Annotated in this window: 10 protein-coding genes and 1 pseudogene; 9 read left to right on the forward strand and 2 right to left on the reverse strand. The window is 70.0% G+C overall.

From position 1 onward, the window contains the following. The first annotated feature begins 34 nt into the window (after positions 1-34). A complete protein-coding gene (locus G3I56_RS38255; RefSeq protein ID WP_164417330.1) occupies positions 35-1099 on the forward strand; it encodes a LacI family DNA-binding transcriptional regulator in 1065 nt (354 codons plus the stop codon). After that, the gene (locus G3I56_RS38260) at positions 1096-2007 is read left to right on the forward strand and encodes a carbohydrate kinase (protein ID WP_164417332.1); all 912 of its coding nucleotides are present in this window, start codon (positions 1096-1098) and stop codon (positions 2005-2007) included. Before G3I56_RS38255 ends, G3I56_RS38260 begins: the two co-directional genes overlap by 4 nt. Positions 2008-2116: 109 nt before the next feature. Here the strand turns inward: G3I56_RS38260 and uvrA are convergent, their stop codons facing one another. Next, the gene (gene uvrA, locus G3I56_RS38265; protein WP_164417334.1) at positions 2117-5107 is read right to left on the reverse strand and encodes an excinuclease ABC subunit UvrA; all 2991 of its coding nucleotides are present in this window, start codon (positions 5105-5107) and stop codon (positions 2117-2119) included. A 223-nt stretch (positions 5108-5330) separates the two neighbouring features. Between uvrA and G3I56_RS38270 the strand changes: the two genes are divergently transcribed. The 5 genes from G3I56_RS38270 (at position 5331) to G3I56_RS38290 (ending at position 9587) form a co-directional block, all read left to right on the forward strand. Continuing rightward, positions 5331-6017: a maleylpyruvate isomerase family mycothiol-dependent enzyme gene (locus tag G3I56_RS38270; protein WP_164417336.1), complete on the forward strand. Its 687-nt coding sequence runs from the start codon at positions 5331-5333 to the stop codon at positions 6015-6017. A gap of 30 nt (positions 6018-6047) precedes the next feature. Beyond that, entirely contained in the window at positions 6048-6704 is a 657-nt protein-coding gene (locus G3I56_RS38275) for an MBL fold metallo-hydrolase (protein ID WP_164417339.1), read from the forward strand. A gap of 317 nt (positions 6705-7021) precedes the next feature. Further along, on the forward strand, positions 7022-7909 hold the full coding sequence (locus tag G3I56_RS38280) for an ABC transporter substrate-binding protein (protein ID WP_164417342.1): 888 nt from the start codon (positions 7022-7024) through the stop codon (positions 7907-7909). Then, a complete protein-coding gene (locus tag G3I56_RS38285) occupies positions 7906-8814 on the forward strand; it encodes an amino acid ABC transporter permease (protein WP_164417345.1) in 909 nt (302 codons plus the stop codon). The genes G3I56_RS38280 and G3I56_RS38285 overlap by 4 nt, the downstream gene beginning before the upstream one ends. Positions 8815-8858: 44 nt before the next feature. Next, complete coding sequence (locus G3I56_RS38290) at positions 8859-9587, forward strand: amino acid ABC transporter ATP-binding protein (protein WP_164417456.1); 729 nt, start codon at positions 8859-8861, stop codon at positions 9585-9587. Positions 9588-9600: 13 nt separating this feature from the next. Here G3I56_RS38290 and aroQ read toward each other — a convergent pair whose 3' ends face one another. Beyond that, complete coding sequence (aroQ, locus tag G3I56_RS38295; protein ID WP_164417459.1) at positions 9601-10044, reverse strand: type II 3-dehydroquinate dehydratase; 444 nt, start codon at positions 10042-10044, stop codon at positions 9601-9603. A gap of 138 nt (positions 10045-10182) precedes the next feature. On the opposite strand from aroQ, the pseudogene G3I56_RS38300 reads away from it, so the two are divergent. Together G3I56_RS38300 and G3I56_RS38305 are read left to right on the forward strand one after the other, a co-directional pair. Continuing rightward, positions 10183-11228: pseudogene (locus tag G3I56_RS38300) on the forward strand (S66 peptidase family protein). Positions 11229-11319: 91 nt separating this feature from the next. After that, positions 11320-12591 (forward strand): MFS transporter, encoded by a 1272-nt coding sequence (locus G3I56_RS38305; RefSeq protein WP_164417462.1) that lies wholly within the window; start codon positions 11320-11322, stop codon positions 12589-12591. The last annotated feature ends 12 nt before the right edge of the window (positions 12592-12603 follow it).

Genomic DNA, 12603 nt, shown 5'->3' on the forward strand with positions numbered 1-12603 from the left:
TCGAAGCCCGGTCGGGACGGGAAGGCGGGACTGCATGGCGACGATGGCCGATGTGGCGCGGCACGCGGGCGTGTCCGTGGCGACCGTCTCCCACGTACTGAACGACACCCGTGTCGTGCGCCCCGCGACCCGGCAGGCCGTCCTCGACGCCATCGAGGTGCTGGGCTATACCCCGAACACGCTGGCCCGTTCCCTGGTCACCGCGCGGACGCGGTCCATCGGACTCGCCGTGTCGGCGATCAGCAACCCGTACTTCACGGAGATCCTCCAGGGCGTCGAGGCCGGTGCGCTGGAACACGGCTACAGCCTCCTGTTCGCCGGCCCGCACGACGACCCCGGGCACGAGCGCAAGGTCGTACAGCTGCTGCACGAACGACGCGTGGACGGCATGATCGTCGCCCCCTCGGCGGATCCGGGCGCCCTGGTGGCCTACCTGACTCGGCACGACGTTCCAACAGTGTTCCTGGACAGGCTGCTCGACACCCCTTCGGACAGCACCCCGCGCTTCGACCAGGTGTGCGCCGAGAACGCCGAACCCATGGCCCGGCTGATGGCTCACCTCACCGCACTCGGCCACAAGCGCATCGGCCTGGTCGCGGGCCGCCCCGGCCTCAGCACGACGGCGGAACGGATCGCCGGGTACCACATCGGCCTCGCGTCCGCCGGGCTGGCCTACGACGAACGCCTGGTGGCACATGGCGACTCCGAGTCGGAGGGTGCCGAGCGGGCCACCGCCGCCCTGCTCTCCCTCGCGGCGCCACCGACCGCCCTCGTCACCGCCAACAACGTGATGACCCTCGGCACCCTTCGCGCCCTGCGCGAGCTGGGCGTGACCGTGCCGGACGACCTGGCGCTGTGCTGCTTCGACGACTTCGCCTGGGCCGACCTGTTCTCGCCCCGGCTCACCGCGATCTCGCAGCCGGGCAAGGACATCGGCGCCCAGGCCGTACGTCTGCTCCTGGACCGCCTGGCCGACCCGGACCTCCCTACGCGAACCGTGCGGCTCCCGTGCACGTTCGTCCATCGCGAGTCGTGCGGATGCAGCGACCGGGAGCACCCCGAGAACCCCCGCCAGGCCGAGAAAGGACCCGTCTCATGATCGTCGTCGCCGGTGAGGCACTCATCGACCTGGTACCGCGTGCGGCGGGCGCCCTCGCGGATCTGCGACCGGCGCTCGGTGGCGGGCCCTACAACACGGCGGTCGCTCTCGGCCGCCTCGGCTCCCCCACAGCGTTCTGTTCCCGCATCTCGTCCGACGCCTTCGGTGAGGCGCTGCTCGACGGGCTGCGCGAGGCAGGCGTCGACGTGTCGTTCGTACAGCGCGGCAGCGAGCCGACGACGCTCGCCGTCGCCTCGATCGGTGTGGACGGCTCCGCCGCCTACTCCTTCTATGTCGAGGGCACCGCCGACCGGCTGTTCACGGCACCCGCCCGCCTACCCGACACGGCCCGGGCGGTGTCCTTCGGCACCTGCTCGCTGGTGCTGGAGCCGGGCGCGAGCGCGTACGAGGAACTGCTGCGGACCGCTGCCGCACAGGGCGTGTTCACCGCGCTCGATCCGAACATCAGGGCGGTGTTGATCCCCGACGCGGACGCTTACCGGGCCCGTTTCACCAGTTGGCTGCCCTCGGTGTCGCTGCTCAAGCTCTCGGAGGAGGACGCGAAGTGGCTCGGCGGGACTCCGCGCGAGTGGCTGGCCGCCGGTCCCTGTGCCGTCGTGGTCACCCGAGGCGGCGACGGGCTGACCGTCTTCACCCGTGACGGCGCGGAACACTCCGTACCCGGCGAGGAGGTCGACGTCGTGGACACGATCGGCGCGGGCGACACCGTGAACGCGGCGCTGCTGCACGGCCTGTCGGCCCGGGACGCGTTGTCCCCGGCGGCCCTGGCCGACCTGGGCGCCGACGGATGGACCGATCTGCTCCGCCTCGCGGCCCGTGCGGCGGCGATCACCTGCTCACGAGCGGGAGCGGAACCCCCGTACGCCGTCGAACTGGGCGCTCTGTAGAGGCAGTTCGCCGAAGCTGGGGGTCGGTGAACGTGCGGCGGCCCGCAGGGAGTTCCCGCGGGCCGCCGTGTCTGCTCTGTTCGCCGTGGTTGCCGAGCTTGTCGACAGCTCAGGCCTTGCGGGCCCGAGTCGTCGTCTTCTTCGCCGGTGCGGCCTTCTTCGTGGCCCCGGCTGTCTTCGTCGCCGTCGACCTGGCCGCCACCGCCTTCTTGGCGGCCGTCTTGCGCGGGGCCTTCACCGAGGTGGCGTCGCTGACCCGCTCGGCACCGAGGACCTCGCGCAGGAACTTGCCGGTGTGGCTGGTGGCGACCCCGGCGACCTCCTCGGGCGTGCCCTCGGCGACGACGAGACCACCGCCGGCGCCTCCCTCGGGGCCCATGTCGACGACCCAGTCGGCGGTCTTGATGACATCGAGGTTGTGCTCGATGACGATGACCGTGTTGCCCTTGTCGACCAGGCCGGAGAGGACCTTGAGGAGCTTGCTGATGTCCTCGAAGTGCAGACCGGTGGTCGGCTCGTCCAGCACGTAGACCGTGCGGCCGGTGGAGCGCTTCTGGAGTTCGCTGGCGAGCTTCACCCGCTGGGCCTCGCCGCCGGACAGGGTCGTCGCGGACTGGCCGAGCCTGACGTAGCCGAGGCCGACGTCGTGCAGCGTGTTGAGGTGACGGGCGATCGCCGGGACGGCCTCGAAGAAGTGGCAGGCTTCCTCGATCGGCATGTTCAGGATGTCGGCGATGGACTTGCCCTTGTAGTGGACCTCCAGGGTCTCCCGGTTGTAGCGGGCGCCGTGGCAGACCTCGCACGGGACATACACGTCCGGGAGGAAGTTCATCTCGATCTTGATGGTGCCGTCGCCCGCGCAGTTCTCGCAGCGTCCGCCCTTGACGTTGAAGGAGAAGCGTCCGGGCAGATAGCCCCGCACCTTCGCCTCGGTAGTCTCCGCGAACAGCCTGCGGACGTGGTCGAACACACCGGTGTACGTCGCCGGGTTCGACCGCGGGGTGCGGCCGATGGGCGACTGGTCGACGTGCACGACCTTGTCGACGAGGTCGTCGCCGTCCACGCGCGTGTGGCGGCCGGGCACGCTGCGGGCACCGTTCAGTTCGCGCGCGAGGTGCGTGTACAGGATGTCGTTGACCAGCGTCGACTTGCCGGAGCCGGACACCCCGGTGACGGCCGTGAGCACCCCCAGCGGGAACGACACGTCGATGTCCTGCAGGTTGTTCTCGCGGGCCCCGTGCACGGTGAGCCGGCGGGAGGGGTCCAGCGGGCGCCGGATGTCGGGCAGCGGGATGGCCTTCTTGCCGGACAGGTACTGCCCGGTCATCGACTCCTCGTTGGCGAGCAGTTCCTTGAGGGAGCCGCTGTGCACGACCTTGCCGCCGTGCTCGCCCGCGCCGGGGCCGATGTCGACGATCCAGTCGGCGACCTTGATGGTGTCCTCGTCGTGCTCGACGACGATGAGCGTGTTTCCCATGTCCCGCAGCCGGACCAGGGTCTCGATCAGCCGGTGGTTGTCGCGCTGGTGCAGGCCGATGGAGGGTTCGTCGAGGACGTAGAGGACGCCGACGAGTCCGGAGCCGATCTGGGTCGCGAGGCGGATCCGCTGGGCCTCGCCGCCGGACAGAGTGCCGGCCGCGCGATTCAGCGAGAGGTAGTCGAGGCCGACGTCGACCAGGAACTTCAGCCGTTCGTTGACCTCCTTGAGCACCCGCTCGGCGATCTTCTTGTCGCGGGCGTCGAGCTTCAGCTCGGCCAGGAAGTCCGCGCAGTCGCTGATCGACATCGCGGCGACCTCGGCGATGGACCTCTCCATGACCGTGACCGCGAGGACGATCGGCTTGAGGCGGGTGCCCTGGCAGGTGGGGCAGGGCACCTCGCGCATGTAGCCCTCGAAGCGCTCCCGGCTGGCGTCGCTCTCCGACTCGCTGTGCCGCCGCTTGACGAACGGGACGGCGCCCTCGAAGGGCGTGGTGTACACGCGCTCCCGGCCGTACCGGTTGCGGTACCGCACCTCGATCTGGGTCTTGTGGCCGTGCAGGAGCGCCTTCCTGGCACGCTGCGGGAGACCCGCGAAGGGGATGTCCGTGCGGAATCCCAACGCGTCCGCGAGAGCGGTGATGAGGCGGCTGAAGTAGTCCTTGGTGTGACCGTGCGACCAGGGGTGGATGGCACCCTCGTCGAGGGACTTGTCCTCGTCCGGGACGATCAGCTCGGCGTCGACCTCCATGCGCGTGCCGATGCCCGAGCAGTCGGGGCAGGCGCCGAAGGGCGAGTTGAAGGAGAAGGAGCGGGGCTCCAGCTCCTCGAAGGACAGGTCGTCGTACGGGCAGTACAGGTGCTCCGAGAACATGCGCTCGCGCTCGGGGTCGTCCTCGGGGAGGTCGATGAAGTCGAGCACGACCATGCCGCCGGAGAGGCCGAGGGCGGTCTCCACGGAGTCGGTCAGGCGCCTCTTGGCGGTCTCCTTGACCGTGAGGCGGTCGACGACCACCTCGATGGTGTGCTTCTCCTGCTTCTTCAGCGTGGGCGGCTCGGACAGCTGGATCGTCTCGCCGTCCACCCGCGCGCGGGAGTAGCCCTTGGTCTGGAGGTCCGCGAACAGGTCGACGAACTCGCCCTTGCGCTCGCGCACCAGCGGCGACAGCACCTGGAAGCGGCTGCCCTCCGGCAGCTCCAGGACCCTGTCGACGATGGCCTGCGGCGACTGACGCGAGATGGGGCGACGGCACTCGGGGCAGTGCGGCTTGCCGATGCGCGCGAAGAGGAGACGCAGATAGTCGTAGACCTCGGTGATGGTGCCCACGGTAGAGCGCGGGTTGCGCGAGGTCGACTTCTGGTCGATCGAGACGGCCGGTGAGAGGCCCTCGATGAAGTCGACGTCCGGCTTGTCCATCTGGCCGAGGAACTGGCGGGCGTACGACGAGAGCGACTCGACGTAGCGGCGCTGGCCCTCGGCGAAGATCGTATCGAAGGCCAGGGAGGACTTGCCCGACCCGGAAAGGCCCGTGAAGACGATGAGCGAGTCGCGCGGGAGGTCGAGCGAGACATTCTTGAGATTGTGCTCGCGCGCGCCACGGACGATGAGACGGTCGGCCACGCCGGTCCGCACCTTTCTTGGGAGAAGTGACAGGGGCGGGGCCCCCGTGCTTTCTCAGACTAGGGGGAGCCACTGACAACGCCGGTCGGATTCCTGGGGCGGTAACAATCCCCGGCCATCCAGCATGCCCGACGCCGCACTCGACCATATAGCACGCACATTCGATTTGCGGGCCTGGTCCACCGGCTTCACCCGAACGTGTGGCGGGGCTATCGTCGACTCCATGGCCGATCATGAGCGCGACCTGGCATCTGTACGCGAAGCGACGGAACGGCTGCTCACCGCAGCCGCGAAATTGAACAACGATTCGGTGGCCGAACCGTCACGGTTGCCGGGCTGGACCCGCGGCCACGTCCTCGCCCACATCGCCCGCAACGCGGACGCCCTCGTGAACGCCCTCGAAGGACGCCCCATGTACGTCTCCGGGGAGGCCCGGGACGCCGGCATCGAGCGGGACGCCCCACGCCCTCTCGACGTACAGCTCTCGGACGTGCGCGACAGCGCGGCCCGCTTCCAGGAGGCGGGGGCAGCGCCCGCGGACTGGTCGCGCACGCTGGAGCTGCGCAACGGGGTCACCGACATCGCCTCCAGGTTGCCGTTCCGTCGCTGGGCCGAGGTCGAGCTGCACCACGTGGACCTGGGGATCGGGTACGAGCTCGAAGACCTCCCGGCGGAGTTCACGGAGCGGGAGATCACGTTCCTGGCCGACCGGTTCAGCGGCCATCCCGAGGTGCCGCACACCGTGATCACGGACGGCACGCGCACGTGGAGCACGGGAAGCGAGGCGACCGGGCCCGAGGTCACGGTCACCGGACCGGCGCCCGAGCTGCTGGGGTGGCTCTCCGGCCGCCGCGCCGGAGCGGAACTCGACGTCCCGGGAGGCGTCCTGCCCACGCTGCCCCCGCTCTAGTGTCGTCGGCGCCGCTATAGGCTGAACGCCATGACGTACAGCGGAGCGGTGAAGGTCGGCGGCCCTGCCGATGTGCACGAGTTGCCCGACCTGATGATCACCAAGGTCGCGGTGGGCCCGATGAACAACAACGCCTATCTGCTGCGCTGCCGGGCCACGGACGAGCAGTTGCTGATCGACGCGGCGAACGACGCCCACACGCTGATCACACTGATCGGTGACGACGGCATCGCGTCGGTCGTCACCACGCACCAGCACGGGGACCACTGGCAGGCGCTCGCGGAGGTCGTGGAGGCCACCGGTGCCCGTACGTACGCGGGACGGGACGATGCCGAGGGCATCCCCGTACCGACGGATGTGGCGGTCGACGACGGGGACACGATCCGTGTCGGGCGCGTGGAACTCACCGCGCGCCATCTGGTCGGGCACACGCCTGGCTCGATCGCGCTCGTCTACGACGACCCGCACGGCCATCCGCACGTGTTCACCGGGGACTGTCTCTTCCCCGGTGGTGTGGGCAACACGCGCAAGGACCCGGAGGCCTTCGCCAGCCTGATCCACGACGTGGAGACGAAGATCTTCGGCCCGCTCCCGGACGAGAGCTGGGTCTATCCCGGACACGGCAACGACACCACCCTGGGTGCGGAGCGGCCCCAGCTGCCGGAGTGGCACGCACGGGGCTGGTGAGCCGACCGGCGGGAACCACGCACCCGAGGTGGTGAACTCCCCAGCAGGGGAGTGCAGTTGATGGCCGCACGCCCCGTGTGAAACGAACACACGCGCCGGGAGTACGCACGCGCTCCCGGCGTGCGCCCTGGCGTAGTCCACTGAAAGCAGCCCCGCCCAGGATGACGGCTCCTGAGCGGCACGGGCCGCCGACCTGTCGATCCCCGCCCTCGGTCGGCGGCCCCGGCGTTCACAAGAACGCAACACACGTTCCCATCATGCGGACAATTCCGCGTGTGACCTGGACAAATGGCACGGTCCGCTGCCACTCTCCCGCCATGCACCTTGCCCCTTACATGCTGCGCCGCGCGCTCTCCGCCGCCACTGTCGCCCTGCTCGCCACCGCTGTCGGCTGCGCCCCGCAGCCGGAGGAGAAGAGCGCCACCACACCCACCGGGACGGCCGGTGCGGCCGCCTGCGCCAAGGGCAAGCTGGCCACCCAGACCTCGGGCAAGCTGACGATCGCCACCGACGAGCCGGCGTACGAGCCCTGGTTCAAGGACGGCAAGCCCGCCAACGGTGAGGGCTTCGAATCGGCGGTCGCGTACGCGGTGGCGCAGCAGCTCGGCTACGACAAGGCGAACGTCGTGTGGCAGAGCGTGCCCTTCAACAAGGCGTTCGCGCCCGGGGCGAAGACCTTCGACTTCGACATCAACCAGGTGTCGATCAGCGCCGAGCGCAAGAAGGCCGTGGACTTCTCGTCCGGCTACTACGACGTGCGCCAGGCCGTCATCGCGCTGAAGACCTCCAAGGCCGCGAAGGCAACGAGCATCGCGGACCTCAAGGGCCTCAAGCTGGGCGCCCAGGTCGGCACCACCAGCCTCGACTACATCGACGACGTGGTGAAGCCGACCCAGCAGCCGGCCGCGTACGCCAAGAACGACCAGGCCAAGTCCGCACTGCAGAACGGCCAGGTGGACGCCATCGTCGTCGACCTGCCGACCGCCTTCTACATCACCGCCGCCGAGGTGACCGACGCGAAGATCGTCGGGCAGTTCGAGAACCAGGGCGGTACGCCGGAGCAGTTCGGTCTCGTGCTCGACAAGGGCAGCGCGCTCACCTCGTGCGTGACGACCGCGGTGGACGCCCTGCGCAAGGACGGCACGCTCGCCTCGATCGAGAAGCAGTGGCTGTCGGACGCCGTCGACGCTCCGGTGCTCAAGTGACCGCAGTGAAGGAGGAGTCCGGGCAGGAGGACCCGGGCGACATGGCGGACCGGGGCGACGGTTACGTCCCCTCGCGGCGGCGGCTCGACCGTGAGCGGTACAAGCGCACCCGTGCGCGCCGCGCCACGTCGATCGCCGCGCTGTCCACCCTGGTCACCGGGGTCGTCCTCTATCTGGTCGTCGTCAGCGCCCCGGGCTGGCCGCGCACCAAGGAGACGTTCTTCAACGGGCAGTACGCGCGCGAGGCGCTCCCCAAGGTCCTCGAAGGGCTGTGGCTCAACGTCCGGCTGCTGCTGATCTGCGGTGTCGCGGTGCTCGTCCTGGGCATGCTGATCGCCATCGCGCGCACGCTGCGCGGCCCCGTGTTCTTCCCGCTGCGCGCGCTGGCCGCCGCGTACACGGACTTCTTCCGCGGCCTCCCGCTGATCATCAACCTGATGATCGTCGTCCTGGGTGTCCCGGCGCTGCGGCTCCAGGGCATCACCGTGGACCCGGTGCTTCTCGGTGGTACGGCGCTGACGCTGACGTACTCGGCGTACGTCGCCGAGGTGTTCCGCGCCGGCATCGAGTCCGTGCACCCGTCGCAGCGGGCGGCGGCGCGCTCGCTCGGGCTGACCAACCGGCAGGCCCTGCGGTACGTCGTGCTGCCCCAGGCCGTACGACGTCAGGTGCCGCCGCTGCTGAACGACCTGGTGTCGCTGCAGAAGGACACCGGGCTCGTCTCGATCGGCGGCGCGGTCGACGCCGTACGCGCGGCCGACATCATCGTGGGCCGCAGCCTCAACTACACGCCGTACATCGTCGCGGGGATGGTCTTCGTCGCGCTGACCATCCCGATGACCCGCTTCACGGACTGGGTGACGGCGCGGATGGACCGGCAGCGGGCGCAGGGAGGAACACTGTGAGCGGCATCCCGGACAACTCGTCGACCTCCTCCCCCGTGCTCCGTATGGAATCCGTGCGCAAGACCTTCGGTGACACGGTCGTCCTGCGGGACGTCGATCTGGAGGTCGCCCCGCACACGGTGACCGCTCTGATCGGCGCGTCCGGCTCCGGCAAGTCCACACTGCTGCGGTGCGCGAACCTGCTGGAGGACATCGACGACGGCGCGATCTGGCTGGACGGCGAGGAGATCACCGACCCGCGGACCGACCAGGACGCCGTGCGCCGCCGGATCGGCGTGGTCTTCCAGGCGTACAACCTCTTCCCGCACATGACCGTCCTGGAGAACATCACCCTCGCCCCGCGCCGGGTGCACGGCGTGGACCGTGCGGAGGCGGAACGGTACGCCCGTGAGCTGCTCGAGCGGCTCGGGCTCGGCGCGAAGGCGGGCGAGTATCCGGACCGGCTGAGCGGCGGCCAGCAGCAGCGGGCCGCGATCGTCCGCGCACTGGCCGTACGCCCCCGGCTGCTGCTCCTCGACGAGATCACCGCGGCCCTCGACCCGGAGCTCGTGGGCGAGGTCCTCGCCGTCGTCCGGGACCTGAAGGGCGACGGCATGACCATGGTCCTGGCCACCCACGAGATGGGCTTCGCCCGCGATGTCGCGGACCAGATCTGCTTCCTCGAGGGCGGCGTGGTCCTGGAACGCGGCACGGCCGAGCAGGTGTTCGGAGATCCGCAGCAGGAGCGCACCCGACAGTTCCTGCGCCGGATCGTGGAGGCGGGGCGGTTGTAGGGGCGGCCGTACGTCACGCCTCCGCTGTCGCCGCTCCCACCAGCGCGGCGACCCGCTCCACCCCGAACACGTACCCCTGGACGCCGCATCCCGCGATGACACCGTCGGCGCGCAGTGAGACGTACGAGTGGTGCCGGAACGTCTCGCGCTGGTGGATGTTGGAGATGTGGACCTCCAGCACCGGCATGCCGTCGCAGGTGTTGAGCGCGTCCAGGATCGCGACGGACGTGTGGGAGTAGGCGCCGGGGTTGATCACGATGCCGACGTGGCTGAGGCGTGCCTCCTGGATCCAGTCGACCAGCTCGCCCTCGTGGTTGGACTGGCGGAAGTCCACCGTGCCGCCGTGCCCGGCCGCCGCCTTGGCGCACAGGGCCTCCACGTCGGCGAGCGTGTCGGATCCGTAGATCTCCGGCTGACGCTGGCCCAGGAGGTTCAGGTTGGGGCCGTTCAGGATCATGATCGGGGCGTTGGCAAGGGTGCGGGTGCGGGGCACGGTTCCTCCGGTCCGTTCGGGGGTGGCGGCCCGTCGAGGACCGCTGCTCAGCCCCGGTTTATCACGGTGCGCCGACAGTGCGGTCGCCCGTACGCTCCCGGCATGACGACCCCCGCCTATCCCCCCAAGCCCTCGCCCGGCGACCGCATAGCCGTCATCTCGCCGGGCGCCGGACTGCCCGGGCTCTTCCCGCGCCCCCACGAACTGGGGCTGGAGCGGCTGCGCAAGGAGTTCGAGCTCGAACCGGTCGAGTATCCGGCGACCCGGAAGATGGGCTCGACGCCCCAGGAGCGCGCCGACGACATCCACGCCGCGTTCGCCGACCCGGACATCAAGGCGGTCATCGCGACGATCGGCGGCGACGACCAGATCACCGTGCTGCCGTTTCTGGACCGGAAGTTGATCCGGGCGAACCCGAAGCCGTTCTTCGGGATGAGCGACAACACGAACCTGCTGGCCTACCTCTACAACACCGGGATCGTTGGTTACCACGGCGCGACCGTGATGACGGCGCTCGGGCGTCCCGTGGCCATGGACCCGCTGACTGCGAGTCCCTGCGGGCCGCCCTGTTCACCTCGGGCGAGTACGAACTGCGGCCCGCCGAGCGCTGGAACGACGTCAACCGCGACTGGGCGGATCCCTCGACCTTCGACGCCGAACCGGAGACTCGTCCCGGCGCCGGCTGGACCTGGCTGAACGCCGACCGCGTGGTGGAGGGCCGCAGTTGGGGTGGCTGTCTGGAGATCCTCGGCTGGCTGCTGATGGCCGACCGCGAGATCTCCCACGATCCGACGGAGTACGACGGCGGAGTGCTGCTCCTGGAGACCTCGGAGGAGCTGCCGAGCGGCGAGGAGGTCTTCCGCACGCTGCGCAACATGGGCGAGCGCGGACTGCTCCAGCGTTTCTCCGCGCTGCTGATGGGGCGCGCGAAGACCTGGTCCTTCGAGCGCCCCAACAGCCCCGACGAGGGCGCCCGTTACGCCGCCGAGCAGCGGGAGGCGGTCCAGCGCGCGCTGCGCGCCTACGCTCCCGGCCTGATGACCGTCTTCGACGTGGACTTCGGGCACACGGATCCGCAACTCGTCCTCCCTTATGGAGGGTCGATCCGGGTGGACGGTCCCGACCGGCGCATCACCGTGACGTACTGATCCCGATCGGCCCCACGCGCCCCCGTAACGTGCGATCGCTGTGGGTGGTTGACGCGGCATGCGCGACGTACACACGGCAAGGGCGCCTTCCATGGTGCGGCTGGCCGCCGCCTCGCTCGCGGGGACGGCCATCGAGTTCTACGACTTCTTCGTCTACGGCACCGCCGCCGCACTGGTTCTGGGGCCACTGTTCTTCCCGACGTTCTCACCGGTGGCCGGGACGCTGGCCGCCTTCGGGACGTTCGGTGTGGGGTTCGTCGCCCGGCCGCTGGGGTCGGTGCTGTTCGGGCACATCGGGGACCGGCGCGGGCGGCGGCCGGTCCTCGTCGCCTCACTACTGCTGACCGGGGCGTCGACGGTCGCGGTCGGCTGCGTTCCGACGTACGAGTCGATCGGCACCGCCGCTCCCGTCCTCCTCCTGGTGCTGCGTTTCCTCCAGGGGCTCGGGCTCGGCGGAGAGTGGGGCGGGGCGGTCCTGCTGACCGCGGAGCACGCGCCCGCCGAACGGCGCGCTCTGTGGTCGAGCTTCCCGCAGACCGGCCCCGCGGTGGGCTTCCTGCTCGCCAACGGCGTGATGCTGGCGCTGTCGGCGTCCCTCACGGAGGCGCAGTTCGCCTCGTGGGGGTGGCGGGTGCCGTTCTGGGCTGCCGGCGTGCTCGCCCTGGCAGGGCTGTGGTTGCGTTCGTCGCTCGCCGAGAGCCCGAGTTTCCTGGAGATCGACGACCACGCGCGCGTGCCGCTCGCCGAGGTGGTGCGCGACCACTGGCGGCTGGTCCTGCTGACGGCGGGCGCGCTCGCGGTCGGATACGCGGTGTTCTACGCGGTGACGACCTGGTCCCTCGCCTACGGGACCGAACGGCTCGGCGTCAGCCGTACCGTCATGCTGGCCTGCATCATGGCCGCGGTGGTGGTCAAGGGCGCCCTGACACCCGTGATGGCGCTCCTGGGGGACCGCTACGGTCGCCGGCCGCTGTGTCTGACCGGCTGCGGGGCCGCCGCCCTGTGGATGTGTCCGATGGTCGCACTGCTGTCGACCGGCGAACCGCTGCTGATGTTCCTCGGCTTCCTGGTGGCGATGATCGCGTTCGTCACGATGTTCGCGGTGGTCGCGGCGTATCTGCCGGAGCTGTACGAGCCCCGCGTACGGTGCACGGGCGCCGCGGTCGGCTACAACCTCGGCGGGGTTATCGGCGGCGCGCTCACACCGATCGTGGCGACGGCGCTCGCCGGGCACGGGGGCCGGGTCCCGTGGGGCGTGGGCGTCTATCTGACGGGCATCGCGCTGTTCAGCCTGGGGTGCTTCGCGTTGCTGCCGGAGACCCGGCCGATGCCCCGTCTCGCCGCCGTACCGGCCACGGAGTGACCTGCGGCGGTG

The organism is Streptomyces sp. SID12488 (assembly GCF_010548275.1).
Taxonomy (GTDB): domain Bacteria; phylum Actinomycetota; class Actinomycetes; order Streptomycetales; family Streptomycetaceae; genus Streptomyces.

Coding starts and splice junctions, on each gene's coding strand:
- G3I56_RS38255 (WP_164417330.1), top strand. CDS start 35: ATGGCGACGATGGCCGATGTGGCGCGGCACGCGGGCGTGTCCGTGGCG.
- G3I56_RS38260 (WP_164417332.1), top strand. CDS start 1,096: ATGATCGTCGTCGCCGGTGAGGCACTCATCGACCTGGTACCGCGTGCG.
- G3I56_RS38270 (WP_164417336.1), top strand. CDS start 5,331: ATGGCCGATCATGAGCGCGACCTGGCATCTGTACGCGAAGCGACGGAA.
- G3I56_RS38275 (WP_164417339.1), top strand. CDS start 6,048: ATGACGTACAGCGGAGCGGTGAAGGTCGGCGGCCCTGCCGATGTGCAC.
- G3I56_RS38280 (WP_164417342.1), top strand. CDS start 7,022: ATGCACCTTGCCCCTTACATGCTGCGCCGCGCGCTCTCCGCCGCCACT.
- G3I56_RS38290 (WP_164417456.1), top strand. CDS start 8,859: ATGGAATCCGTGCGCAAGACCTTCGGTGACACGGTCGTCCTGCGGGAC.
- aroQ (WP_164417459.1), bottom strand. CDS start 10,044: ATGATCCTGAACGGCCCCAACCTGAACCTCCTGGGCCAGCGTCAGCCG.
- G3I56_RS38305 (WP_164417462.1), top strand. CDS start 11,320: ATGGTGCGGCTGGCCGCCGCCTCGCTCGCGGGGACGGCCATCGAGTTC.